The 23,776-nt window shown below is 68.7% G+C and carries 23 protein-coding genes, 1 pseudogene and 1 riboswitch; of the genes and pseudogenes, 9 read left to right on the top strand and 15 right to left on the bottom strand.

Going from position 1 to position 23,776, the window contains the following annotated elements; all coding sequences use genetic code 11:
* Window positions 1–27: 27 nt before the first annotated feature.
* Entirely contained in the window at window positions 28–591 is a 564-nt protein-coding gene (gene hpt / locus GONAM_RS16945; protein ID WP_006867983.1) for a hypoxanthine phosphoribosyltransferase, read from the bottom strand.
* A 314-nt stretch (window positions 592–905) separates the two neighbouring features.
* Between hpt and GONAM_RS16940 the strand changes: the two genes are divergently transcribed.
* A complete protein-coding gene (locus GONAM_RS16940; protein WP_040536783.1) occupies window positions 906–1,628 on the top strand; it encodes a DUF8020 domain-containing protein in 723 nt (240 codons plus the stop codon).
* A gap of 28 nt (window positions 1,629–1,656) precedes the next feature.
* Here GONAM_RS16940 and tilS read toward each other — a convergent pair whose 3' ends face one another.
* The 3 genes from tilS to dacB are packed head-to-tail and all read right to left on the bottom strand — an operon-like array spanning window position 1,657 to window position 5,077.
* Entirely contained in the window at window positions 1,657–2,607 is a 951-nt protein-coding gene (gene tilS / locus GONAM_RS16935; protein ID WP_040536781.1) for a tRNA lysidine(34) synthetase TilS, read from the bottom strand.
* Window positions 2,586–3,680, bottom strand: coding sequence for a zinc-dependent metalloprotease (locus GONAM_RS16930; protein ID WP_006867980.1), 1,095 nt, complete (start codon window positions 3,678–3,680; stop codon window positions 2,586–2,588). The genes tilS and GONAM_RS16930 overlap by 22 nt, the downstream gene beginning before the upstream one ends.
* The gene (gene dacB, locus GONAM_RS16925; RefSeq protein WP_500784357.1) at window positions 3,677–5,077 is read right to left on the bottom strand and encodes a D-alanyl-D-alanine carboxypeptidase/D-alanyl-D-alanine endopeptidase; all 1,401 of its coding nucleotides are present in this window, start codon (window positions 5,075–5,077) and stop codon (window positions 3,677–3,679) included. Before dacB ends, GONAM_RS16930 begins: the two co-directional genes overlap by 4 nt.
* 222 nt (window positions 5,078–5,299) lie before the next feature.
* Here dacB and GONAM_RS16920 point away from each other — a divergent pair, with 222 nt between their 5' ends.
* Window positions 5,300–5,812 carry an inorganic diphosphatase gene (locus GONAM_RS16920; RefSeq protein WP_006867978.1) on the top strand — a complete coding sequence of 171 codons (513 nt, stop codon included), beginning with the start codon at window positions 5,300–5,302 and terminating at the stop codon, window positions 5,810–5,812.
* A 163-nt stretch (window positions 5,813–5,975) separates the two neighbouring features.
* Here the strand turns inward: GONAM_RS16920 and GONAM_RS16915 are convergent, their stop codons facing one another.
* Both GONAM_RS16915 and GONAM_RS16910 read right to left on the bottom strand, forming a co-directional pair.
* Window positions 5,976–6,428 (bottom strand): hypothetical protein, encoded by a 453-nt coding sequence (locus tag GONAM_RS16915; RefSeq protein ID WP_006867977.1) that lies wholly within the window; start codon window positions 6,426–6,428, stop codon window positions 5,976–5,978.
* Window positions 6,425–7,774 carry an aminotransferase class V-fold PLP-dependent enzyme gene (locus GONAM_RS16910; protein WP_006867976.1) on the bottom strand — a complete coding sequence of 450 codons (1,350 nt, stop codon included), beginning with the start codon at window positions 7,772–7,774 and terminating at the stop codon, window positions 6,425–6,427. The genes GONAM_RS16915 and GONAM_RS16910 overlap by 4 nt, the downstream gene beginning before the upstream one ends.
* 17 nt (window positions 7,775–7,791) lie before the next feature.
* A riboswitch (SAM riboswitch) is annotated at window positions 7,792–7,906 on the bottom strand.
* A 112-nt stretch (window positions 7,907–8,018) separates the two neighbouring features.
* Here GONAM_RS16910 and GONAM_RS16905 point away from each other — a divergent pair.
* Window positions 8,019–9,089 carry an isochorismate synthase gene (locus GONAM_RS16905; protein ID WP_006867975.1) on the top strand — a complete coding sequence of 357 codons (1,071 nt, stop codon included), beginning with the start codon at window positions 8,019–8,021 and terminating at the stop codon, window positions 9,087–9,089.
* An 81-nt stretch (window positions 9,090–9,170) separates the two neighbouring features.
* Here the strand turns inward: GONAM_RS16905 and GONAM_RS16900 are convergent, their stop codons facing one another.
* The 3 genes from GONAM_RS16900 to GONAM_RS16890 are packed head-to-tail and all read right to left on the bottom strand — an operon-like array spanning window position 9,171 to window position 11,385.
* Complete coding sequence (locus GONAM_RS16900; RefSeq protein ID WP_006867974.1) at window positions 9,171–10,388, bottom strand: O-succinylhomoserine sulfhydrylase; 1,218 nt, start codon at window positions 10,386–10,388, stop codon at window positions 9,171–9,173.
* Window positions 10,385–10,798, bottom strand: coding sequence for a rhodanese-like domain-containing protein (locus GONAM_RS16895; protein WP_006867973.1), 414 nt, complete (start codon window positions 10,796–10,798; stop codon window positions 10,385–10,387). The genes GONAM_RS16900 and GONAM_RS16895 overlap by 4 nt, the downstream gene beginning before the upstream one ends.
* Complete coding sequence (locus GONAM_RS16890) at window positions 10,795–11,385, bottom strand: Rv0361 family membrane protein (RefSeq protein ID WP_006867972.1); 591 nt, start codon at window positions 11,383–11,385, stop codon at window positions 10,795–10,797. Before GONAM_RS16890 ends, GONAM_RS16895 begins: the two co-directional genes overlap by 4 nt.
* A gap of 139 nt (window positions 11,386–11,524) precedes the next feature.
* On the opposite strand from GONAM_RS16890, the gene GONAM_RS16885 reads away from it, so the two are divergent.
* Both GONAM_RS16885 and GONAM_RS16880 read left to right on the top strand, forming a co-directional pair.
* Window positions 11,525–12,550, top strand: coding sequence for an ABC transporter substrate-binding protein (locus tag GONAM_RS16885; RefSeq protein WP_006867971.1), 1,026 nt, complete (start codon window positions 11,525–11,527; stop codon window positions 12,548–12,550).
* A gap of 190 nt (window positions 12,551–12,740) precedes the next feature.
* On the top strand, window positions 12,741–14,138 hold the full coding sequence (locus GONAM_RS16880; protein WP_006867970.1) for an FAD-dependent oxidoreductase: 1,398 nt from the start codon (window positions 12,741–12,743) through the stop codon (window positions 14,136–14,138).
* A 73-nt stretch (window positions 14,139–14,211) separates the two neighbouring features.
* On the opposite strand, the gene GONAM_RS16875 is transcribed toward GONAM_RS16880, so the two are convergent.
* Window positions 14,212–14,718, bottom strand: a complete 507-nt coding sequence (locus GONAM_RS16875) for a hypothetical protein (RefSeq protein WP_006867969.1) — start codon at window positions 14,716–14,718, stop codon at window positions 14,212–14,214.
* A 173-nt stretch (window positions 14,719–14,891) separates the two neighbouring features.
* Between GONAM_RS16875 and GONAM_RS16870 the strand changes: the two genes are divergently transcribed.
* The 3 genes from GONAM_RS16870 to GONAM_RS16860 are packed head-to-tail and all read left to right on the top strand — an operon-like array spanning window position 14,892 to window position 17,898.
* A complete protein-coding gene (locus tag GONAM_RS16870; RefSeq protein WP_006867968.1) occupies window positions 14,892–15,935 on the top strand; it encodes a FecCD family ABC transporter permease in 1,044 nt (347 codons plus the stop codon).
* Entirely contained in the window at window positions 15,932–17,071 is a 1,140-nt protein-coding gene (locus GONAM_RS16865; RefSeq protein ID WP_006867967.1) for a FecCD family ABC transporter permease, read from the top strand. The genes GONAM_RS16870 and GONAM_RS16865 overlap by 4 nt, the downstream gene beginning before the upstream one ends.
* Window positions 17,068–17,898 (top strand): ABC transporter ATP-binding protein, encoded by an 831-nt coding sequence (locus GONAM_RS16860; RefSeq protein ID WP_006867966.1) that lies wholly within the window; start codon window positions 17,068–17,070, stop codon window positions 17,896–17,898. Before GONAM_RS16865 ends, GONAM_RS16860 begins: the two co-directional genes overlap by 4 nt.
* On the opposite strand, the gene GONAM_RS16855 is transcribed toward GONAM_RS16860, so the two are convergent.
* Window positions 17,895–19,211: a ClC family H(+)/Cl(-) exchange transporter gene (locus GONAM_RS16855; RefSeq protein WP_040536777.1), complete on the bottom strand. Its 1,317-nt coding sequence runs from the start codon at window positions 19,209–19,211 to the stop codon at window positions 17,895–17,897. The genes GONAM_RS16860 and GONAM_RS16855 overlap by 4 nt on opposite strands.
* A gap of 79 nt (window positions 19,212–19,290) precedes the next feature.
* A complete protein-coding gene (locus GONAM_RS16850; protein ID WP_006867964.1) occupies window positions 19,291–20,307 on the bottom strand; it encodes an Lrp/AsnC family transcriptional regulator in 1,017 nt (338 codons plus the stop codon).
* A 204-nt stretch (window positions 20,308–20,511) separates the two neighbouring features.
* Here GONAM_RS16850 and GONAM_RS16845 point away from each other — a divergent pair, with 204 nt between their 5' ends.
* Window positions 20,512–22,053, top strand: coding sequence for an MFS transporter (locus tag GONAM_RS16845; protein ID WP_006867963.1), 1,542 nt, complete (start codon window positions 20,512–20,514; stop codon window positions 22,051–22,053).
* A 70-nt stretch (window positions 22,054–22,123) separates the two neighbouring features.
* Here GONAM_RS16845 and GONAM_RS16840 read toward each other — a convergent pair whose 3' ends face one another.
* The 3 genes and pseudogenes from GONAM_RS16840 to GONAM_RS22510 all read right to left on the bottom strand — a co-directional run.
* Complete coding sequence (locus GONAM_RS16840) at window positions 22,124–23,026, bottom strand: LLM class flavin-dependent oxidoreductase (RefSeq protein WP_245548635.1); 903 nt, start codon at window positions 23,024–23,026, stop codon at window positions 22,124–22,126.
* A gap of 46 nt (window positions 23,027–23,072) precedes the next feature.
* The gene (locus tag GONAM_RS16835; protein WP_006867961.1) at window positions 23,073–23,552 is read right to left on the bottom strand and encodes a DUF456 domain-containing protein; all 480 of its coding nucleotides are present in this window, start codon (window positions 23,550–23,552) and stop codon (window positions 23,073–23,075) included.
* 15 nt (window positions 23,553–23,567) lie between these two features.
* Window positions 23,568–23,776, bottom strand: a pseudogene (locus GONAM_RS22510) (formate-dependent phosphoribosylglycinamide formyltransferase); the annotation flags it as partial.

Here is a 23,776-nt window from a genome sequence, read left to right as displayed (position 1 = left end):
GTCATGGCGGGTTCGGGGTCTGGCGGATCAGCTGCTGTAGACCGCGGGCTTGAGGCGCCCGATGTAGGGCAGGTCCCGGTAGCGCTCGGCGTAGTCGAGCCCGTACCCGACGACGAACTCGTTCGGGATGTCGAAGCCGACGTCGGCGACGCGCACCGGCGACCGGACGGCCTCGGGCTTGCGGAGCAGGGTGCACACCTCGAGGCTGCGGGGCGAACGCGTGGCGAGGTTCTTCATCAGCCACGACAGGGTGAGACCCGAGTCGATGATGTCCTCGACGATCAGGACGTCGCGGCCCTCGATGTCGCGGTCGAGGTCCTTGAGGATCCGCACGACGCCGGACGACGAGGTCGACGAGCCGTAGCTCGACACCGCCATGAACTCCAGCTGGGACGGGATCGGGAGGGCGCGCGCGAAATCGGTCATGAACATGACCGCTCCCTTGAGCACCCCGATCAGGACCAGGTCGTCCTCGATGTCGGTGTACCGGGATGCGACGGATCGGGCGAGTTCGACGGTGCGCTGCTTGATCTGTTCCTCGGTGATCAGAACAGCGTCGATGTCAGCGGCATAGGGGTCAGCGGACTGCACCTTTACAGCTTGTCATGTTTCGCGGGTCACATGGCCGACGGGTAGCACGGTCGTTCGAAATTACTCGCGAGTAGGGGTTAGACCGTTTGGACGAATTTGCGGTCGCAGTAGTTCGCATGTATAACAGTCAGATAACGAACTTTAACATCGGCCCCTTGCGAAACTTTTCTTCACAATTGTTTTGCCGGGTTTGTGAATGTTGGTCGACCCGCAAGCAACGTGGGTAGCAGGGGTATTTCGACCTGTGAATATGATCTACCCCAGTTCCCTAATCCCCCCTTCGGGGAACTCCCCTTCATGGAAAGAATTCCTTCATGTCAACTGAACGACAGGACGGGGCCTTGTCGCGCAAATCCACGCGCACACTGGTCGCCGTTGCCATTTCCCTTGCCGCCGTGGTGATCACGGCACTCGCCGGCACCGCTCAGGCTGCCCCCAAGCAGTTCGGGCCGGCGACCTACGATGCGAACTGGAATCAGTCGTCGCTGACCCTCACCCTGCACAATGCCTCGGCGAGCACCGAAAACGGCACGCTGACCATCCGTGATTTCGGCGGCGCGGAAGTCTTCCGTATGCCTCTCGCATATCGCATGGAGGATCGCCAGTTCCCGATTGACGCGCGTCAGGCCGGCAACAAGGTGACGCTCATTCCGTCGCGTAACAACGCGCGTTCGGTGGCGGTCAACGCGGCCGAGGTCAAGACCCTGCGCGACAGCGCGCGGCACCAGGTCGCCGCACCGACCACGCGCCAGGAGCGGGACGACCAGGCGCTGACCCGCTTCCAGCAACAGCTCAGTGTGGGCACCTCCGTCTCGTCGCTGGTCGGTACCATCATCGGCGCAATCGTCGGCGGAGCGCTCGCCTGCTTCGTCCTCTTCGTCGTCGCCCCGGTCGTCGGCTGTCTCGTCGGAGTTGCACCGGCTGCTGCAGTCGGCGGCCTCGTCGGCCTCGCACTCGGTGGCGGTGGCACCTTGATCGGTGCCGGCCTCCAGTACTTCCAGACGATCAACTCGCCCTTCAAGGCACCCAAGAAGTAGGTCGCAGACCTTTTCCTGACGGTCCGTCTCACCTTTCGGTGAGGCGGACCGTCAGCGTTTGACCACTACGTTCCACGACGGTCCGCACGCCCGGGTCCCCGCCGATCGCCACCTGCGCGCCCCCGTTCTCACCGCCGAGCCGGTCGACCGCGGCGATCACCCGATTCGTCGGCTCGGTGGCCCCGACGTCGAGCAGCCAGCGACGGATCACCCTGGTCCGCACCGCCCTCGGCACGTCCTGCAGCGGTCCGATCTCGAGTCCGTCGACCGTGCGGGCGCTCCCCCACACCGCCCCCGCCCAGGCGTCGAGGGCGTCGTTGTCGTCCTGAAGTGCCTGTGCGGTGCGGCCCAGCGCATCCACGACGCCGCCCCGGACCACGTCGTCGAGCAGTGGCAACACCTCCGCGCGCAACCGCACCCGGGTGAACCGGGGGTCACGGTTGTGCGGGTCATGGTGCACGGCGAGTCCGAGTTCGGTGCACACCGCCAGCGTCTGCATGCGACGTACTCGGAGCAGCGGCCGGCCCCACGGCGCCTTCCACGCGCGCATACCCGCAATGGATCGTGCCCCCGAGCCGCGAGCGAGTCCGAGAAGCACCGTCTCGGCCTGATCGTCGGCGGTGTGTGCGAGGAGGACGGGTCGGCCGTCCCGGGCGGCGTCGAGCGCGGCGTACCGCGCCTCGCGGGCGGCTGCTTCGAGGCCGCCGCGGGTCCCGACCCTGACCTCGAGCACCCGGGCGGCGGCACCGAGTTCGCGAGCTGTGTCGGCGGCCCGGGCCGCGACCCCGGCGGAACCCTCCTGAAGACCGTGGTCGACGACCAGTGCGGTGACGTCGAGTCCCGCGCGAACGACGGCCGCGGTGAGGGCGAGCGAATCCGCACCGCCGGAGAGCCCGACGCAGACGGAGGCGTGCGGGTCGTCGAGAACGGTGGTCGCGAAATCCGCGACCACCCGCGTCACAGCACGCGTCGAATCCATGCCTGCGGCGTGTCGATCTCGTCCGGAAGCGGCATCGTCTCGGGCGAGGTCCACACCGTGTTGAACCGCTCCATGCCGACGGTCTCGACCACCTCGTCGACGAAGGCCTTGCCGCGGACGTACTGCGCGATCTTGGCGTCCATGCCGATGAGGGCGCGGATGATGCGTTGCACCGGGTTCTGCGGTGCCTTGCGGCGCTTGTCGAAGGCGGTCCGGATGCGGGCGACGGTGGGGACGTGCGCCGGGCCGACGGCATCCATCACGTGGTCGGCGTGCCCCTCGAGCAGCGTGCCGAGGACCATCATCCGCTGGAAGGCGTCGAACTGCTCGGGACTCTGCAGCAGCTGCATCGCACCGATGATGCCCTTCTCGCGGGGTTCGGAGCTCTTGAGCGCCTTGGTCATCCGCGTGACGATCTCGGTGGTCGACTCACCGGTCTCGGAGGTGAGGACGGCGACGTTGTCCTGCATGTAATCGCGCAGCCACGGATTGGCCGAGAACTGGACGCGGTGCGTGACCTCGTGGAGGCACACCCACAGACGGAAGTCCGACGGCACGACCTTGAGCTGGCGTTCGACGTTGATGATGTTCGGTGTCACGACCATCAGCACGCCGGGTTCACCGGTCTCCGGGTCCGGCGTGAACGGGTCGTACTGGCCGAGGATGGCCGTGGAGAGGAAGGCGAGCAGACCGCCGGCCTGGACCCCGCCGAACTTGGCCGCGAGGCCGGGCGAGGTCATCTCGAGACCGGCCTCCGATCCCAGCATCGATCGCATCGAGACCGAGGCCGCGTCGATCCACCCCGACCGGTCCAGGACTCGGGTTGTCGGAATGCGGAGCCCGTCGGCGAGACCGGTGACCTCGCGGACCGGTGCCTCCGCACGCGTGGCCGCGTCGGCGAGCTCGGCCTGCGCGGCCTCGTAGGTGTAGGCCGTGGTCTTGGGACCGGGACGGACGAGCCGTTTCGCCGTCGACGCGGCGAGCGTCCAGTCGATCTGCGAGCCGATGCTCAGGCGGGTGTCGTCTCCCACCGGCTCGACCGCGGCCTTGCTGTCGGTTCCTGACATGCTCATCGGCACCCGCACTCTCTGAGTTGACCCACCACGGCGTCCAAGGCGGGTCTCGCGTCCGCCGGCGAGGTGCCACCGGACATGAGGGCGAACGACAGCACGCGGCCATCGATCGTTTGGACTATGCCCGTCAACGAACTGACGCCAGTGAGTGTTCCGGTCTTCGCGCGCACCCACCCGGCACCCGGTGTCGTGGCGACCGGGAAACGGTCGGCGAGTGTGCCCGTACCGGCGGCGATCGGCAGACCGTCGAGCATCGGTCGCAGCTTCGGATGCGAGGCTCCGCTGGCCGCTGTCATCACGGCGTCGAGCAGCGCAGGCGTCGTGCGATTGGCGTAGGAGATGCCCGACGCGTCGGCCAGCGTGGTGCCCTTCCACTGGTCGGGGAAGGTGGTCGACAGGACCTGCCCGATCGCGTCGACGCCGGCGGCAAGGGTCGCGGGTCCGCCGCGATGCACCGACAGTTCGACCGACAGCGTCTCGGCGAGCACGTTGTCGCTGTAGCGGAGCATGTCGTTGACCCGGGTCACCAGCGGTGCGGACTCCACCTTCGCCACGACGCGGTCGCCGGCGGGTGCGGACGCCTCGCTCACCGGCGCATCGACGCCGAGCGCTGCGGCCAGAGCCTCACCGGCCATGATCCCGGGCGTCGCAGACCGCGGCGAGTACTCGTCGAGCGGTTCGAGGCGGCCGCCGTCGACCATCAGCGACTCGATCGGTGCGATGTCGCCGCCCTGGATGTCCCGACGGTCCCAGGTCCGGTCCATCGTCGAGCCGGAGAAAACACTCAGGTCAACCGCCACCGAGGTGACCGGGATGCCGGCCTGTTTGATCTGCTCGGCGAGGTCGGCGATGCGGGCGGGTTCGCTGTAGAAGGTGTCGGCATCGGCGGGCTGCGCGGTCAGGGTCGGATCGCCGGCGCCCTTGAGGATCACCTGTCCGTTCGACCCGGCGACAACCGTCGTGGTCAGGCGCGCATCGTGCGGCATGGCCTCGAGGAAGGCCGCGGCCGAGAGCACCTTGTCGTTCGACGCCGGGATGCGCGGACGGGTGGGGTTGCGCGACCACAGGACCTCGCCGGTCAGCGAGTCCGAGATCATGCCGCTCAGGACGCCGAGCGCCGGATTCCGCAGCGCGGGAGCGATCGCCTGGGACACCCCGGCCGGGGTCGGGGCCGGAGCGGTGGCGGCGACCGGGTCGATCTGCGGGTCGAGGGAGATCGCGGCGGGCTGCGGCGGGATACCCGGCGGCAGCTCGGCCTCCTTGTCCAGGCGGAGCGCCACGACCACGGCGGCGGTCGACACCAGCGCGAGGACCACGACGGCGACGATCGTCCACCAGAGGAGTCTGCGACTGCGGGGTCTGCCATCACGACCTGCGGGTCTGGTGGTTGCGCCCACGAAGCCTCCGGATCTCTCGCACTGCCCTTACCGATACTGCACTGACCGACCGATACGACACCGGCCGAAATGTCGGATATGCGCGACCCGGGGCCCGAAACACCCGCGAACTGCGGGGGTACGAAGCCCGAGGTCGTGGGACTAACAGTATCGTTGTTGCGACGCGCGGCCATCTGGGCCGTCCGGCGATCACACCCCGATCCGCAACTGCCAGGAGGAACAGTGGAATTCGATGTGACCATCGAGATCCCCAAAGGTGGCCGAAACAAGTACGAGGTCGACCACGAGACGGGGAAGGTCTACCTCGACCGCTACCTGTACACCTCGATGGGCTACCCGGCCGACTACGGCTACATCGACGGCACCCTCGGCGAGGACGGCGACCCGCTCGACGCGATGGTCCTGCTGCCCGAGTCGGTTTTCCCCGGCATCATCGTGCGCGCCCGCATCGTCGGCATGTACACGATGACCGACGAAGCCGGCGGCGACGACAAGCTGCTGTGCGTGCCCGCCGGTGACGTGCGCTGGGACCACATCAAGGACATCTCCGACGTGTCGGAGTACGAGCTGGGTCCGATCTCGCACTTCTTCGAGCACTACAAGGACCTCGAGCCCGGCAAGGAGGTCCAGCCCGGCGGTTGGGTCGGCCGGGAAGCCGCCGAGAAGGTGGCCCAGGAGGCCATCGACCGTCTCGCCGCTCACCCGCACGACGCCAACGAGCCCTCGCGCGGCTGACGCCACCCGAGCAGTCGTTCACGACCGCCGACGACACACGCTGTCGTCGGCGGTTCGTGTTCTAACGGGGTGAACCACAATCGCCGCCGCCGGCCACATCGCCACGTACAGAAGGCGATCGTGAGCCGGCGGCGGCGATTCTGCGTTCGGTCTGGCCCGAAACCTAGGCGACCCGGTGGCGCACGTCCGCGAAGACCGGGAGCACCTGCTCGCGGATTCGACGGTCGGTGGCCGACCCGTCGATCGGGACCAGGATCACCGCGTCGGCGACCTCGGCGGCATAGACGTCGCGCAGGAGCGTGATCAGGCCGTGGGTCGTGCCGACGTAGCGAATGGTCTCCGAGTTGTCGGTGGCGGCTCCGGCCTGCGCGACGGCGGCACGTGCTGATGCCGCGTGCGGCGCGATGGCCACCTCGACCTCGAGGGCGACGACGAAGTTCGCCTGGTCATGGGTGCCGGCCCGCAGCAGCGAGCGCGCCCGCTGGGCGTCCCGCAGGGTCTCGCGACGCACGACGATCGGGAAGGTCTGGGCGACAGCATCTCCCGCGATCGCGACCTGGAAGCCGGGACGGCCGATGGTGACGGCGTTGCGCGGTGTGTCGAGTTGGATGGTCATGCGGGGTACCCCTCGTCGAGTTCTGGTCGGGTGGTGGTCGTGGTGGCGCAGAGCGTGCCGAGTGCGTCGAGCAGGCGGTCGATGTCGTCGGAGGTGGTGCCCGCACCGAAGCTCGCGCGGACGGCACCTTCGGGATGGCCGAGGCGTTTGAGCAGCGGGTGGGCGCAGAACTTGCCGTCCCGCACACCGATTCCGTGCTCGCTGCTCAGGTACTCGGCCGCGACCCGCGGTGCGACGCCGTCGACGGTGAAGCCGGCGATGCCGACGCGGTCGGTCGAGTCGGTGAAGATCTGCAGCGGACGTATGCCGTCGATGTGGGCGAGACCGGCGTCGAGGCGTTCGCAGAGCCGGAGTTCGTGGAGGCCGATGGCCTCCGGGCCCAGCTCGGCCAGCGCGGCGCACGCCTCGGCGATCGACACGGCGCCGAGCACGTTCGGCGAGCCGGCCTCGTGGCGGGCGGCGCCGGTGTGCCAGGTGGTCCCGGCCGAGCTCTCTCCGCCGCCCAGCTCGACGTCGGCGGTCGCTCCCCCGCCGGCGAGGTACGGGTCGGCGGCGTCGAACCAGTCGGACCGTCCGATCAGGACGCCGGCACCGAACGGTGCGTAGGCCTTGTGACCGGAGAAGGCCAGATAGTCGATGCCGTGGCTGACGATCGAGATGGGGCGATGCGCGACGAGCTGCGCCGCGTCGACCAGGATTCGCGCCCCGTGGCGATGGGCGATCGAGGCGAGCCTGCTGATCGGCAGGACCTCGCCGGTGACGTTCGACGCGGCGGTCACCGCGAGCAGCGACGCCGGCTTCGAGGCGAGTTCGGACTCGATCGCGACGAGGGTGTCCTCGATCGTGTCGCAGGCGGTGACCACGCGAGCCCGATTCCGACCGTCCTTCGGTGCGCACCACGGCAGCAGGTTGGCGTGATGCTCGATGTCGAGGACCACGACGTCGCCGGGCGTGATGTGGGCTGCGAGGTTGATCGCGTCAGTGGTGTTACGGGTGAAGACGACGGTGTCGTCGACGCGGCCGCGGACGAAATCGCGCACGGTCTCACGCGCAGCCTCGTAGCGACGGGTGGTGACCTGCGATAGGTGACCTGCACCGCGGTGCACGCTCGCGTACTCACCGAGGGCGCCGGCGACCTGCGCGGCCACTGATGCCAGCGCCGGGGCGCTCGCCGCGTAGTCGAGATTGGCGTAGCCGACGCTGTGTCCGGCGGCGACGGGAACCTGCGCATCCGCACCGACAACCGGTGCCAGCGCCGGGATGGAGGGCGCCCGGTCCGGGATCGCGGACCCCGCGGCACGGGTCGGGCGGACGATGGTGACGGGTGCCGAGAGCACAGCAGTCATGACAAGAACTCCTCGAGAATCCACACTTGCCGCATTCGGGTTCGAACGCAGCCAGGTCGTCACCCGGAGCACCCCACCGTGGAGGAGGGTTGCCGACCAGCGAGCCGGGGCTTGTCACTGGCACTCATGACCTGCGACAAGGTTCGCGGATCCCCGAGAAGGGTGTCAATTTAGATTCACCGTGATTCCTAGTTAGGACAGGCTTACCTGTACCCTGGCTGTCGTGTCATCGAGTGAGGTCTTCGTGTTGTCGCGTCCGCACGGCACCGTGCGGGGCGAAGGGGTGGTCCGGTCGTTCACCGACGTCGACGAGGCGTCCGCCGCGCTACGGGCGGGCGAAGTCGCGTCGCTGACCGGCGCGATCCCCTTCGATGTGCGCGACCCGGCGGCATTGATCGCCCCCGCACGACTCCGGACCGGCGAAGCACCGCTGCCCGGGACCGGACCGCTGTCGCGACGAGCGATCTCGACCGTGCTCCACCCCGGTGCCGACGAACATCGCGAACGTGTCGCGCACGCGATCAAGCGCATCGTCGCGGGCGACGTCGGAAAGGTGGTGCTCGCGCGCAGCGTCGATCTCGTCCTCGACGAGGAGGTCCGGCCCGACGAGTTCATCGACGCCCTGGCCGGCGGCAACGCCGGACACAACGCCTTCGGCGTGGATGTCGGCGCCGCGACGGGTTCGGGCACCTGGCTGGTCGGCGCGAGTCCCGAAGTCCTGCTTCGCAAGTCGGGTTCGACGGTGACCTGTCACCCATACGCAGGTTCGGCGGCGCGGTCGGCCGACCCCGCCGTCGACCGTGCCACCGCCGACGAATTGCTCGCTTCGGCAAAGGATCTCGCGGAACACGCCTTCGTCGTCGACCACCTGCGCGAACGCCTGGGACTTCTCTGCGACGACATCGACGCGCCGTCGGAGCCGAAGCTCGAGTCCACCGGCGAGGTCTGGCACCTGGCCACCCCGATCCGCGCAACACTCCGCGACCCGGCGACCACCGCTCTCGATCTCGCGCTGCTCCTCGGCCCCACTCCCGCGGTGTGCGGAACCCCGAGCGATGTTGCCGCACAGATCATCCGGGACGTCGAGGGCGACCGCGGTTTCTACGCCGGCGCGGTCGGCTGGTGCGACGCCGCCGGCGACGGCGAGTGGATGGTGACCATCCGCTGCGCCGAACTCGCCGCCGATGGTCGGAGCCTGCGCACCTGGGCGGGCGGCGGCATCGTCGAACACTCCGACCCGCAAGCGGAACTGGAGGAGACCGCGTTCAAACTGCGGACCGTGCTGAACGCGCTGGGGATCGCGGAGCTGCCCTAACGCTGTGTAAACCCACCATTTTTCGGCAAACCCAGCACCCCGAGGGGTGGTGGCTCTGCCGAAAAAGGGTGGGTTTACCCGTCAGCCGAGCGCCTGATCCAGGTCCGCAAGCAGGTCGTCGATGCCCTCGAGGCCAACCGAGAGGCGGACGACCGCGTCGCTGAGACCGATCGCTGCCCGTCCCTCGGGCCCCATCGCGCGATGCGTGGTGGTGGCCGGGTGGGTGATGAGCGACTTGGAGTCACCGAGGTTGTTGGAGATGTCGATGACCTTCAGCGCGTTGAGGACCTCGAAGGCGCGCTTCTTGCCGTCGATGCCGTCGTGGTCGTTGAGCTCGAAGGTCACCACGGTGCCGCCACCGGACATCTGGCTCTTGGCCAGCTCGAACTGCGGATGCGACTGCAGGAACGGGTATTTCACCCAGCGGACGCGAGGGTCGGCTTCCAGGAACTCGGCGATGCGCAGGGCCGAGGACACCGAGGCGTCGACGCGCAGGCGCATCGTCTCGAGACCCTTGACCAGCGTCCAGGCATTGAACGGGCTCAGCGCCGGACCGGTGTGACGCATCAGCTGCTGCACCGGGCCGTCGATGTACTCCTTGGTGCCGAGGACGGCACCACCCATGACGCGACCCTGACCGTCGATGTGCTTGGTGCCGGAGTAGACGATGACGTCGGCGCCGAGATCCAGGCCGCGCTGCAGCAGCGGGGTGGCGAAGACGTTGTCCAGGACCACCTTCGCGCCCGCGGCGTGGGCCAGCTCGGACACCTTGGCGACGTCGACGAGGGTCTGCATCGGATTCGACGGGGTCTCGAAGAAGACCGCGGTGGCGGGCTTGGACAGCGCCCGCTCCCACTGTTCGAGGTCTTCGCCGTCGACGAACTCGGTCTCGACGCCCCAGCGCGGCAGGATCTCGTTGCAGACCACGAAGCACGAGCCGAACAGGCTGCGGGCGGCGACGAGCCGGTCGCCGGCCTTGAGCAGCGCACCGAGCGCCACGAACACCGCGGCCATACCGCTGGCGGTTGCGAAGCAGGCCTCGGCACCTTCGAGCTGCCGCAGTCGCTCCTGGAACATGTGGACCGTCGGGTTGCCGTAGCGGGAGTAGACGAATCGCTGGTCCTCGCCGGTGAAGGCACGCTCGGCGGCCTCGGCGGAGTCGTAGACATATCCGCTGGTCAGGTACAGCGCCTCGGCGGTCTCATAGAACCCGGAGCGGGCAAGGCCGCCGCGGACGGCGATGGTGTCGGGCGAAAGACCTTCCGGCAGTTCATAACCCACGGACAGATCAGGACTCACGATTGCCTCCACGGCAGGTTTTCGGCGCGCCATCCCGACGCACCTCGATGATCGTTCTCGTCGAGGGCACCCTCGAACCCGTCGACCACGTTGTAGGCCTTGCCGATCCCGTCGGCGGTCGCCGCCTCGGCCGCGCCGATCGATCGGTGCCCGGAGCGGCAGAGGAAGATGACCTCGTGGTCATCGGTGACCCCGGCGCTGCGCAGCTGCTCGACGAACTGCTCGTTTCGACGACCCTCGGGGAATGTCGTCCACTCGGCGAAGATCGTGCGCTTGCCCAGTATCTCGAGGTCGGGGACGCCGACGAAGGACCATTCGGCCTGCGTCCGACAGTCGACGAGGACCGCGTCGGGGTTGTTCTCGAGCTTTTCCCACGCTTCCCGCGGGGTCAGGTCGCCGGCATAGGTCATGAGGAGCACACCTTCCATTCGCCGTTCTCGCGCACCACGGTCGTATCCACGACCTTCTTGTCATCGGGAGTGTTCTTATAGTGCCAATGGACCTGCGCGGTCGCCCGGTCACCGTCGACCACCAGGTCGGTGATCTCGGGGATCTCGATGGGGCCGTTCGCGTCCAGGGACGCCTGGTTCTCGGCGAGGAATCGGGCCTCGGAGACGAACTCGACCTTGTTCAGGTCCGCATCGCAGGTGTTCGCCCGGTACTCGGCGTAGTTCGGGCCGTTGCGCGCCGTGTACTGGTCGTTGATCGCGTACTGGACCAGCGCGTCGTCGCTGACGCGGTCCTCGGGTGGACGCGAGATGTTCGACAGGACGATCCCGAGGGCGAGGAGCGCGACCACACCCGCAGCGGCGAAGAACGGCCAGGCGTTCTTCCAGTTCGGCGGTGTCTCCTCGACGAGGGCGGCGTCGACGTCGTCGTCCGACCCGGCCTTGCCGAGGGCAGGCTTCCTCGGGGACGCGGCACCCCGCGAGGTGTTCCGGGGTGCGGCGCCCTTACCGGTGGGCTTGTCGGGGCCCCCGCCTGCAGCTTTGGCCATGGCGCGAAGTGTAACGACAGTCCTGGTGTGACCTCCGTCCGGCTTCTCCGGCCTCCCGTACCGAATCGCCGGGGCAGGAACTTCCGTGATCCGTAAGTAAGGTGGACCTCACTGCTTCCGTCGACCGGCGAGGACCCTCATGCGTCTGCACACCCATCGACTGTCCGGACTCCTGCTCGCGCTGGTCGCGACGGCTCTGATGGTGACCTCCTGCTCGGCCCCGGACGAGGGTGTCGCCGACGATTCGGCACGGGTCCCCGCCCCGGAGGCCGGCGCGATCCCGGTGACACTGCAGCAGGTCTACGCACCGGCGGTCGTGGAGAAAGCCCCCCAGCGGATCGCCGCCCTGGGGGTCGGCGACGCCGACACGTTGCTGGCCCTCGGCGTCATGCCGACGACGATCGCCCCGTTCGCCGATCCCGACCAGTCGAAGGCGCCGTGGAATGCCGAACTGATCGGCGACTCCCAACCGGTGGTCCTCTCCAACACCTCGGCGGCCCTCGGGAACGAGATCCCCAAGGCGCTCGCCACGAGCCCGGATCTGATCACCGCCGTCGGCGCCGACCCCACCCGCGACCAGTTCGACCTGCTCAGCAAGACCGCACCCACCATCCTCCGGCCCGCCCAGTACAAGCCCTGGCAGGTGCCGTGGACCGCGCAGACCATCCAGATCGGCACCGCGATCGGACAACCCGACCTCGCCCGACGCAAGGTCGGCGAGACCGAGTCCTTTCTCGCGGGCATCCGGGCGAAGAACCCGCAGTTCGCCGGAAAGACCGCCGTCGTGGTGACCGCGAGCCCCACGGGCGGGGTCTCGGTGTACGGACCCGAGGACGGTCGCGCGCAGACTGTCGCCGGCTACGGCCTCACCTTCCCGACCGCCCTGCGCGATGCGATCACCAGCGGTTTCTACGGCGAACTGCCTGCCGAGAGCCTCGACCGGCTCGACGCGGCCGACGTCGTCGTGGCCGTCGACTGGGAGGGCTCGAACGACAAACTGCGGTCGAATCCGGCGTTCACGCGCCTCGAGGTGGCGCGGTCGGGACGTGTCGCCTACCTGTCCCAAGAGGTCGGCAGCGCGATGTCGGTGCCGACCCTGCTGACGATCCCGTGGGTGGCCGGTGAAGCCGTCGGTCCCCTCGCCGAAGCAGCCGGCTCACGCTGACGCGCAGGACGCGACGTCATCACGGTGACGTCGAGAAGTGAGGACTACCTCACAGCCGGTTTTGGTCGTAGACACCGAGCGCCTACCGTAGAAGGGATAGGCCATACCCAAGCGTGTCGACACCAGAATCAAGGGTTTCGGATCCGGTTCCTGCGTCGGGGCGCGCCGAGCAACGGAAGACACCTACTCCATGAGCGACAACAGCCGCCCGCTTCGGGTTGCGATCGTCGGTGCCGGTCCCGCCGGGATCTACGCCGCCGACGCGTTGATGAAGTCCGACACCGCGAAGGATCGCGGCGTCAGCATCGACCTCTACGAGCGTATGCCGGCTCCGTTCGGACTGATCCGTTACGGCGTCGCGCCTGATCACCCGCGCATCAAGGGCATCATCACCGCCCTGCACAAGGTCCTCGACAAGCCGCAGGTCCGCCTGCTCGGCAACGTCGACTACGGCACCGACATCACTCTCGACGAACTCAAGTCGCACTACGACGCGATCATCTTCTCCACCGGCGCCACCGACGACCGCGCCCTCGACATCCCCGGCATCGACCTCGAGGGCAGCTACGGCGCCGCACAGTTCGTCGCCTGGTACGACGGCCACCCCGACTTCCCGCGCACCTGGCCGCTGGAGCAGGAGAAGGTCGCCGTCATCGGCGTCGGCAACGTCGCCCTCGACGTCGCCCGCGTGCTGGCCAAGACCGGCGACGAACTGCTGCCCACCGAGATCCCGGCCAACGTCTACGAAGGGCTCAAGGCCAACAAGGCCATCGAGGTCCACGTCTTCGGCCGCCGCGGACCCGCCCAGGCCAAGTTCACCCCGCTCGAGCTCAAGGAGCTCGACCACTCGCCCAACATCGAGGTCATCGTCAACCCCGAGGACATCGACTACGACGAGGGTTCCACCGTCGCCCGTCGCGGCTCGAAGATCACCGACCAGGTCGCCACGATCATCGAGAACTACGCGATCCGCGAACCGAAGCAGGGTGCGATCCACAAGCTGTTCCTGCACTTCTTCGAAAGCCCCGTCGAGATCCTCGGCGAAGACGGCAAGGTCGTCGGCCTGCGCACCGAACGCACCCAGCTCGACGGCACCGGCAACGTCAAGCCCACCGGCAAGATCACCGACTGGGAGGTCGGCGCGGTCTACCGTGCGGTCGGCTACCTGTCGGACAACCTGCCCGACATCCCCTTCGACTCCCAGGCCGGGGTCATCCCCAACGAGGCCGGACGCGTGTTCGACGAGGGTGAGCAGCTCACCGGCGTCTACACCACCGGTTGGGTCAAGCGTGGTCCGGTCGGCCTGATCGGCCACACCAAGGGCGACGCCAACGAGACCGTCGACTGCATCCTCAAGGACATGGAAGCCGACAAGCTCCTCGCACCGGGCACCCCCGGCGAGGATGCGATCATCGAGCTGCTCGAGTCCAAGAACATCCCGTTCACCACGTGGGACGGCTGGTACCGCCTCGACGAGCACGAACGCGCACTCGGTGCAGCCGAGGGCCGCGAGCGCGTGAAGGTCGTCGAACGCGAGGACATGCTCGCCGCATCCGAGCCCCACAAGGTGGCGCGTCCGTCCGCCTGAGGCGCTCTCAGCAACAACAACGACGAGGGGCGACCGGTTCTCACCGGTCGCCCCTCGTTTGTTCGTTCCGGACTCAGCGCCCGGGGATGGTGGGCACTCCCTTGACGTTGTTGCCGCCGCCGGTCACCTGGGCGGCCGACGCGGACGAGCCCGTGCCGAAGCGGTCGAACGGGTTGTCGATGCGACGGACGTTCCACCAGAAACCGACGTTGTCGGTCAGGTTCTCGGCGTAGTCGGAGATCGCGTAGCCGGAGATCGACGACGGGAAGCAGCCGAACCAGGTGGTCTTGATGGTGAGGGATTCGTTCTTCTTCAGCTGCGCCTTGAACTTCGTCGCGCCGCCGGTCTCCTGCAGGGTGACGTTGCGGAATTCGCCGTCACGCGCGGTGACGCGCATGAACCGGGTCATGCTCCACGCCTGGTTCCACGGGGTACCCGGGGCACCGAACTGGCAGTAGACCCCACCGGTCATCTGCAGGTTGGGGACGGCGGCCTGCGCGGGCGCGGCACCCACGAGCGTTCCTGCCGCGATGCTTCCCGCAGCCAGAACCCCGACAACGGCCCGTTTGAGTGACTTCATCGATCCTCCTGTTTTCACAACCCTGGAAACACTGGGCATATCGATCCGAGCTCACCGCAGTGTTACCGAAGACACAACCTCCACTCACTCCGGTGCGGTCTTTCGTTACCCGAACGACATGAACGATGCCGCGCCACGAGCGTCGCCGAACAGCGTTGGTAAGGTAACCCTTCGTGCGCCGCCCCTTCCGTGTTCTCGGCATTCCCGTGCTGGTCGCGGTTCTGGTGGGGCTGGTCGTCGCCTCCGTGCTCTTCGGCACCCGCCCCGTCCCGCTCGACGAGGTCTGGGCGAGTTTCGCCGACGGGATCTCCGAGATCTGGGCCGCCCTCCTCGATCTCCGGATGCCGGCGATCAGCAAGGACACCGACGTCGACGGCATCGTCTGGGACCTCCGCGTCCCCCGGACCCTCCTCGGTCTGTTCGCCGGTCTGGCCGTCGGCGCCGCCGGTGCCCTCACCCAGGGACACACGCGTAACCCCATCGCCGATCCCGGCATCCTCGGCGTGAACGCCGGAGCCGCATGCGCCGTGGTGGCCGGTATCTACCTGGTCGGGATCACCAGCCCCGTCGCGTTCATGTTCTTCGGTCTGCTCGGCGCGATCATCGCCGCGACCGTCGTCTTCGGGCTGTCGGCACTGAGCGGCTCGAGTCCGCTCACCCTGGTCCTGGCCGGCACCGGCCTGACGGCGATGCTCACCGCGATCACCTCCTCGATCGTGCTCGTGGACACCAACTCGCTCGACCAGTGGCGGTTCTGGAGCGTCGGTTCGACCGCAGGCCGTGGCATCGACGTGTTCTGGGCGAGCCTGCCGTTCATCGGAGTCGGACTGGTGTTCGCGCTGGCGAGCGGCTTCTTCCTGAACGTCCTCAGCCTCGGCGACGACATGACCAAGGCGCTGGGCTCGCGGGTGGTCCTGATCCGCGCGCTCGGCATCCTGACGATCACCCTGCTGATCGGCGCCGCCACCGCGGCCTGCGGGCCCATCGTGTTCCTCGGACTCGTCGTGCCGCACATCGCCCGAGCGTTCGTCGGCGCCGATTACCGCTGGATCATCCCGTATTCGGCGCTGCTCGGCGGGATACTCCTCGTCGGTTGCGACATCCTCGGCCGCGTCGTTGCGCGCCCGGGTGAGGTCCAGGTGGGCGTCATGCTGGCCCTGGTCGGCGCTCCGTTCCTGATCTTCATGGTCCGTCGGCAGAAGTTGGCAACCGTATGAACTCCTCCGACGTGACGACGCCCGAGCCCGCTGCCGGTGGGACCGGATCTCGTGCGCGCAGCATCGCCCCGCATCCCGGTGGCTACCGCGTCGCGATCGAACCGGTGTCGTTCGTCGTGCGCACACGCATGCTCGTCGTCGCGTTCGTCTCCGCGGTACTCGCCGTGGTGCTGTTCCTGACCAGTGTCGGCGTCAGCGACTTCCCCCTCACCCCGATCGACGTCGCGCGAATCCTGTTGGGCGGTGGCACCCGCATCGAGAACGTCGTCGTCTTCGACGTCGCGCTCCCCCGGGCCCTCGTCGGACTGCTGGTGGGCATCGGGCTCGGGTGCTCCGGCTCTCTCACCCAACTGATCTCACAGAATCCCCTCGCCACCCCCGACATCCTCGGCATCACCGCCGGAGCGAGCGCGGCGGCGGTCGCGGCCATCGCCTTCTCGAACACGAGTTGGGGCAGCTGGTTCGGCGACCTCGGTGTCCCGGCGTCGGCGATGATCGGCGCGCTGCTGACCGCAGCGCTCATGTACGTGCTCGCATGGCCCGGCCGCAAGGCCAACAGCGGCATCAACCCGTTCCGCCTCGTGCTGATCGGCGTCGGCATGACCTGGATGCTGCAGGCGCTGACCAACTTCCTGTTGACCCGCGCCGACATCCGCGATGTGGGACGCGCCCAGGTATGGCTGGTCGGCTCGGTCGCCAACGTGGGCTGGTCCAATGTCTGGCCGGTGGTCGGCGGCGTCGTCTTCGGGATCGCCGTGATCGTCGTGCTCTCACGGCAGATCGGCATGCTGAGCCTCGGACCGGATCTCGCACGCGGACTCGGCGTCCGCACCGGCGCGGTGTCCACGACACTGCTGCTGACCGCGGTCCTGGTCAGTGCGCTGTGCGTGTCCGCCGCCGGACCGATCGCGTTCGTCGCCCTGCTCGCCCCGCAGATCGCACTGCGCCTGGCCCGGACCGCGGTGCCGACCCCGCTTCTGTCCGGCCTGGTCGGTGCATCCCTGGTGCTCGGCGGAGATCTGTTGTGCCGCACGGTGCTGCCCGGCGGCCTACCCGTCGGCATCGTCACCGCCGCGATCGGCGGACCGTTCCTCATCTACCTGATGATCGCGATGTCCCGGAAGGCGACCGTATGACCATCTCCCCCACCGAGAACGCCCCGCAGGCGACGCCCCGGCTCCGCGGCAGCGGACTCACCGTCGGCTACGACCAGCGGGTCGTCATCGACGGCCTGGACATCGACATCCCCGACGGCCAGGTCACGACCATCATCGGCTCCAACGGGTGCGGTAAGTCGACGTTGCTCCGATGCCTCGCCCGACTGCTGCCGCCCAAGGCCGGCACGGTCTACCTCGACGGCGACGACATCGCGCACGTGCGGCCCAAGCAGATCGCCCGGACCCTGGCGATCCTGCCCCAGAACCCGGTCGCCCCCGAGGGGTTGACCGTCGCCGACCTCGTCGGCCGGGGCCGGCACCCGCACCAGCGGTGGTACCAGCAGGCGACCGCGGCCGACGAAGCCGCCGTCGCCGAGGCGATGGAGATGACCGACACCCTCGAACTCGCCGACCGAACGCTCGACGCCCTCTCCGGCGGTCAGCGCCAGCGGGTCTGGATCGCGCTCACGCTCGCGCAGGGCACCGACCTCATCCTGCTCGACGAGCCGACCACCTACCTCGACCTCGCCCACTCGATCGACGTCCTCGACCTCGTCCGCCGCCTCCGCGACGACCACGGCAAGACCGTGGTGATGGTCCTGCACGACCTCAATCTCGCGGCACGCTACAGCGATTCGCTGGTGGTCATGAAGAACGGCGCCATCGTCACCACCGGCACCCCGGCCGAGGTCATCGACGCCGAGATGCTCGACGAGGCCTTCGGCCTGCGGGCACATGTGATGACGGACCCGATCTCGGGCGGGCCGCTGATCGTGCCGCTCGGCGCACACACCCGCACCTTCTAGGCGCCTGGATCCCGTTCGCGGCCGGCGTCGTTGGCGAGCATCTGCTCCCGCAGCGAGTCGTAGACGGGCGGGGTCCCGGAGAGATGTGCGACGAGTACGGCCGCCGCGGTCGCGGCGAGCATGGGGACCGCCACGGTCGTCGTCGCGCTCATCTCCATCACCACGACCATGCCGGTGAGCGGCGCCCGCACCACCGCGCCGAACAGTGCGGCCATGCCCGCGAGCACGAGGGCATCGCGCAGCGTCGAATCCGATTGCGGGATCACGGCCTCGAGGCCCGCGGCGAACAGCACACCCCACAACGCACCGAGTGCGAGCATCGGCGCGAACAGACCACCGGGTGTGCCCGCGGCGTAGGACAGCGGTCCGGCGACGAACCGGACGATGAACAGTGCGGCGACCACCGGCAGGACCACCGAGCCGTCGAAGATCTGTTGCGCCAGGTTGTCTCCGCCACCGGCCGCGTCGGTGTCGACGGCCATCAGGCCGCCGACGATCGCGCCGATGATCGCGGCCTTCGCGATCTGCGGGACGCGCGTGATCCCCCGAACCGCGGTGATCGCCCCGAGAACCGCTCGGCCATAGGCGATCCCGATGAGGCCGCTGAGAAGACCGAAGACCACGAACACCGGCAGCAGGGTGATCGAGGGCGGCGCGACCACGCCGACGAGGAAATCGGGCCGGTCGCCGAGGATCACGTGGCCGCAGGCCACCGCCGCGGCCACGGCGAGGATGGTCGGTACCACCACCCGGATCCGGAAGGAGTGGGCCACCTCCTCGAGCGCGAAGAGCGCGCCACCCACGGGCGCGGTGAAGGCGACGGCGAGACCGGCCCCGCTGAGCGAGGTCTGCATGACGCGGACGTCGTGCTCGTCGAGCTTGGCACGGCGCCCGGTCTCGGAACCGACGGCCGCACCCATGTGCACGGTCGGGCCCTCCCGACCGAGGATCAGACCCGAGCCGATCGCGGCCAGTCCACCGACGAAGCGGGCGGGGATCACGCGCAGCGGCGCCGGCTCCGCCTCACCACGTTCGACCGCCTCCACGTGCTGGATGCCGCTACCGGCCGCGATCGGCACCAGGTGCGAGATGAACGCACCGAGGGCCGCACCCGCGGCCGTCAGTGCGACCGGTATGAGCCACCCCGGGGCGCCGAGACCGTCGGCCCAGTCCAGCATCTCGAACCGCCACCGGTTGAGATGGTCGAGGCACCACCGGAAAGCCCCGCCGAGGACACCGGTCACGCAACCGGCGACGACGGCGAGCACGCACAACCTCACCAGGCCCTGATTGTCGGTCGTCGGCGAGGTCACAGAAGGAAGTTACCGCGCACGACGCCCCCATCCGGCACTTCCGAACAGCAGGTTCGTGTCATCGAGGGATCAATCGGAGTCACACCGGCTGGATCAGACGCCCCTGCACCACCAGCGACGCGGTCTGCTTCAACCGCCGGACGCGGATGCTGACCGAGTAGCCGAGAATCCCTTCCATCGCACCGATTCTGGTGCGCAGATACCGGTAGAAGTCGTCGGCGTCGCGGCAGATCACCGAGACCATGAGGTTGTGTTCGCCGCTGATCGCCGCCGCGAACGCGACCTCGTCGTGCGCGGCGACCGCCTCGCCCACCGCATCGATGGCGTGCGGCGACACCTTGAGCCACAGGGTGGCGCTCAGCCCGAAACCCAGCCGCTCCGGCAGGATCTCGACGTCGTACTGCAGCGCGCCGCTCTGTTCCAGGGTCCGCAGTCGTCGACGCACTCGTCCCACCGTCCACCCGCAGACACGCGCCAGCTCACGATGCGGCAGCCGACCGTCCTGCGTCAGCGCATCGATGAGCGGCGCATCGTCGTCGGTGAGGCGCGCGTTCTCGATGAGCCCACCGCCCTCGGGTTCCTCGTCGGCGCCGGCGATACCGCACGCCGCCGCGGCCAGCAGCGCGCGGGACTCCTCCGGCAACCACCCGCCGAAGCCGGTCCACTTCGAGGCCGAACCCGGGTTGAAGGCGTGCAACAGGAGATCGACGTGAAGGTCGAGGACCGCTGCGCGTGACGGCAGCGCCGCGAGCAGCGCATCGTCGCCGACGTCCCCGATCGGCGCCCGCACGATGCAGACGATCTCGGACCCGCCGGACACGACGTAGGCGAAGACCACGTCACGTCGACGGGCAAGGGACGCGGCCAGCGGCTCCAACCGGTCCGGGCGGCATCGCACACGTGCCACCCACTCCGCATCGCCACGCACCGCCGGGCGGACGACTCCGACGACTCTCGTCACCCCGGCCCGGCGCAGTGCCTGGTACCGCCTCGCCGCGGTCTGCTCCGAGATTCCGGCGACCTCCCCGAGCAGGCGGAACGATGCGCGCGGATACACCTGAAGAGCGCGGAGGATTGTTCCGTCGGTGTCGTCCATTGTGGAGGAATACTACCGACCTCCGTCGCCCCAACCGACAAATGTGCCGCGCAGATCGTTTTGGTTGCAGGTTTCGTACCCCCACCCCGGACAATTGGGGTCCTGCGCTTCGCGCGGCAACCATCGCCGGGCCCCATCCGAGACGACGACCCGTGGTCGCGTCCGGTCGGACCGTGCCACCCCTGACATCGAAAGCGAGTGTGCGTGACCACCACGTCCACCACCCTTCCCGCTCCCCCCGAGCGCCGGACGGCCACCATCGTGATGGCCTGCCTCGGCGTCTTCGTGGCCTACCTGCCGATCACCAGCGTCGCGGTGAGCCTGCCGGCGATCGGCAACGCCCTCGGCGCGTCGACGGCGCAGCTGTCCTGGGTGCAGGACGCCTTTGTGCTGCCGATGGCGGCGTTTATCCTGACCGCTGGTGTCTTCGGCGATGTCCACGGTCGACGCAAGGTCTATCTGACCGGCCTCGCGCTGTCCGCGGTGGGCGCCGTCGTCGCACTGTCGGCGCAGTCCATCGCCTTCGTGTGGGTCGGCCAGGCCCTGGCCGGCACCGGCGCCGCGGCCCTGCTCCCGACGACCCTCGCGCTCATCAGCCACGCGGTCCCCGACTTCCGGGAACGCGGCAAGTTCATCGGTATCTGGGCGTCGTCGCTGATGCTGGCGCTGACGGTGGGGCCGATGATCGCCGGACCGGTGGCCGAGAACCTCGGCTGGCGATTCATCTACGTGTTGCCCGTCCCGTTCGCCGTCGCCGCCTTCGCGATCGCCCTGGCCGCGCTTCCGGAATCGCGTGCGCCGCACAACCGGCGCCTCGACTGGCCCGGTCAGGTGACCACCGCCGTCGCGGTCACTGCACTGGTCTTCGGCGTGATCGAGGCCGGCGTCAACGGACTGGGCGACGCCCGCGTGATCGTCGCCCTGATCATCGCGGTGCTCTCGGGCGCGGCGTTCGTGGCCGTCGAACGTCGTTCCGACAGCCCCATGCTCGACCTCGCACTGTTCCGCAGTCGCGCCTTCACCGTCACCACACTGATCGCGATGATCAGCTTCCTGTCGCTGATCGGCTTCATCTTCGTGCTCAGCATGTACTTCGGCCTGGTGCAGCAACTCGGCACGATCGAGGCCGGCTGGCGCCTCGCGCTGATGAACGGCGCCTCCATGGTCGTGGGTGCGCTTGCGGGCAAGCTGATGCACCGGGTCCAGGCGCGCATCCTGATCGGCGGCGGCCTGGCCGCGGTCGCCGCGGCACAGTTCGCGCTGCTCACCATCGACGCCGACACCTCGTTCGCCGCGATCGGGTGGCGCTTGGTCGTGCTCGGTCTCGGCATGGGTTTCGTGATGGCCCCGATGACCGCGACTGCAGTCGCCGCGGTGCCCTACCGTCTGGCGGGCATGGCGGCAGCGGGCAACAACGCCTTCCGTCAGGTCGGCGGTGCGCTCGGTCCGGCCGTCCTCGGCGCCCTGCTCACGGCGGGCGCGGTGAGCTCGCTTCCACGGCAGCTCGCCGATGCGGGAATCGACGGCGAGCTGCGCGAGCGCGTCGTCGACGCGGTGGACGGTGGGGGGCTCGGTGCCGTGGCAGGTCTCGACCTCGGCGCGGACACCCCGACGGTCATGAACGCCGTCGGGGACGCCTTCCTCGACGGCATGCAGCTGTGCCTGATCTTCTCGGGCGCCCTCACCGCCGCAGCCGCCGTGCTGTGCCTGGTGATGCTCAAGCCCGGGACAGGCGCCGCCCACTAGTCACCGACGCATTGCGGCAGTTGGTTCCGGATTCCGGAACCAACTGCCGCAACTTTGTTCTCCGGGCCGATCAGGCGAAGGCCGCGGCCACATCGGCGGCGCGTCGGAGCTGGTCGGGGTCCGAACTCGTCGGGATGAGCTGCACCTCGTCGGTGCCGATGTCGGCGAAGCGGCGCAGCACCTCGGTGAGCTCGGCCTCGGTACCCGACCACCCCGTCGTGGGCGCGATGGCGTCGACGAACTCCGACGGAATCCAGTTCATGTAGTGGTGCAGATGCCGGGTCACCTGCGCCCGCGGCGCCTCCCCCTCGCCGATGGCGAACCAGAACGATGTCGCGAGATGCGGTGCGGGACGCCCGGCCTCGGCCCACGCCGACCGCGCGACGTCGAACAGTTCGTTCTGCTTCGAGGCATCGAGGTCGAGGGTGACGCCGGCGATGCCGTCGGCCCAGTCGACGGCGCTGCGGATGGTCTTGGGTCCGGTGGTTCCGACGTGCAGCGACGGACCGCCCTTGCGATACGGCGGCGGCCCGACCGGAAGCACCGACTCGGTCAGCTTCTCGCCGGCCCAGACCTGCTTCATGGTCTCCGCCCGGTCGGCGAGTTGCCTCATGGTCTGGGTGGACGGGTCCGCGCCGACGGCCCGGTAGTCCTCGTGCCGGCCGCCGACTCCGAGCGCCACCGTGAGCCTGCCCTCCGACAACATGTCTCCGGTCGCCAGTGCCTTCGCGAGCATGACCGGGTCGTGCAGCTGGGGCACCACGACCGTCATCACCAGGGGTACGCGCCGGGTCCACGCGGCCACCGCGCCGAGGAACGTCAGGCACTCGGGGTTGTCGAACGCTATCCGCTCACCCCAGCACAGGGAGCTGAAGGGGCCGTCGTCAATGGTGGTGGCCCAGGAGTGGAGGGTCTCTGCGTCGAGATCCGGCTCCATCACGGGCATCGTCATCCCGATGCGCACAGGCGCCATTCTGGCACGCGGGGGTCGGGCGTATCCCGTTCTCGGAGAACGAGCCTCACCAGACGAAGGCGCCGCCCGTCCAGATGCTGGTGGCGACGAGCGCGAAGAGCAGTTCGATGCCGATCGTCTTGGCCGCGGCCCTGAGCGCGGCCACCGCACCGCGCCAGGCGAACTCGAGGCTCTGGGTCCGCACGAGTTCGGCGGCCACCGCACCCACGACGAAGCCCAGGAGCAGACCGATCACGGGCACGACGAAGAAACCGACGATCCCGACGATTCCACCCACCACGACGGTTCGGTTCGGGATTCCGTCCGTACGCAACGACTTTCCGGCGACGATGTATTTGATGACCTCGCCGACCACGAGCACGAGGAGGGCTGCGGCGAACACCGACCAGGCCCAGCCGCCCACGACGATCGCCCAGACGAGCAGCGCGCCGGCGATCAGCAGCGTTCCCGGCAGGATCGGGACGACGATCCCGACCAGGCCGACGAAGATGACGGCCGCGACCAGCAGCTCACCCCAGAGCGGCACCTGTACGACGCCCGATCAGTCGCCGGCGACGGGCGACCCGGAGGCCGGCTCGTCGGCGGGATCACCGGTCTTGACCAGCGACGTCATGACCGGGGACTGCCCCGGGGCCACCGAACGGGGCGGGCCTGCGGGACGGGGCGCCCCGGGAGGTGCCATCGGCCGCTGACCTCCGGGACCGCCGATGGGTCGGGGTGCGGGGCGTGGGCCGGGAGGCGGTACCGGGC

The sequence above is a fragment of the Gordonia namibiensis NBRC 108229 genome (genome assembly GCF_000298235.1).
Classification (GTDB): Bacteria; Actinomycetota; Actinomycetes; order Mycobacteriales; family Mycobacteriaceae; genus Gordonia; species Gordonia namibiensis.
This window is presented reverse-complemented; position numbering and strand designations above follow the sequence as displayed.

What these genes read in the sequence shown, in the direction of transcription:
- GONAM_RS16875 (WP_006867969.1), bottom strand. Translation starts at nt 14,718, where the DNA reads ATGAAGTCACTCAAACGGGCCGTTGTCGGGGTTCTGGCTGCGGGAAGC.
- GONAM_RS16890 (WP_006867972.1), bottom strand. Translation starts at nt 11,385, where the DNA reads ATGGCCAAAGCTGCAGGCGGGGGCCCCGACAAGCCCACCGGTAAGGGC.
- GONAM_RS16910 (WP_006867976.1), bottom strand. Translation starts at nt 7,774, where the DNA reads ATGACTGCTGTGCTCTCGGCACCCGTCACCATCGTCCGCCCGACCCGT.
- GONAM_RS16840 (WP_245548635.1), bottom strand. Translation starts at nt 23,026, where the DNA reads ATGGCGCCTGTGCGCATCGGGATGACGATGCCCGTGATGGAGCCGGAT.
- tilS (WP_040536781.1), bottom strand. Translation starts at nt 2,607, where the DNA reads ATGGATTCGACGCGTGCTGTGACGCGGGTGGTCGCGGATTTCGCGACC.
- GONAM_RS16915 (WP_006867977.1), bottom strand. Translation starts at nt 6,428, where the DNA reads ATGACCATCCAACTCGACACACCGCGCAACGCCGTCACCATCGGCCGT.
- GONAM_RS16860 (WP_006867966.1), top strand. Translation starts at nt 17,068, where the DNA reads ATGACCATCTCCCCCACCGAGAACGCCCCGCAGGCGACGCCCCGGCTC.
- GONAM_RS16850 (WP_006867964.1), bottom strand. Translation starts at nt 20,307, where the DNA reads ATGGACGACACCGACGGAACAATCCTCCGCGCTCTTCAGGTGTATCCG.
- GONAM_RS16940 (WP_040536783.1), top strand. Translation starts at nt 906, where the DNA reads ATGTCAACTGAACGACAGGACGGGGCCTTGTCGCGCAAATCCACGCGC.
- GONAM_RS16865 (WP_006867967.1), top strand. Translation starts at nt 15,932, where the DNA reads ATGAACTCCTCCGACGTGACGACGCCCGAGCCCGCTGCCGGTGGGACC.
- GONAM_RS16930 (WP_006867980.1), bottom strand. Translation starts at nt 3,680, where the DNA reads ATGAGCATGTCAGGAACCGACAGCAAGGCCGCGGTCGAGCCGGTGGGA.
- GONAM_RS16885 (WP_006867971.1), top strand. Translation starts at nt 11,525, where the DNA reads ATGCGTCTGCACACCCATCGACTGTCCGGACTCCTGCTCGCGCTGGTC.
- GONAM_RS16895 (WP_006867973.1), bottom strand. Translation starts at nt 10,798, where the DNA reads ATGACCTATGCCGGCGACCTGACCCCGCGGGAAGCGTGGGAAAAGCTC.
- GONAM_RS16880 (WP_006867970.1), top strand. Translation starts at nt 12,741, where the DNA reads ATGAGCGACAACAGCCGCCCGCTTCGGGTTGCGATCGTCGGTGCCGGT.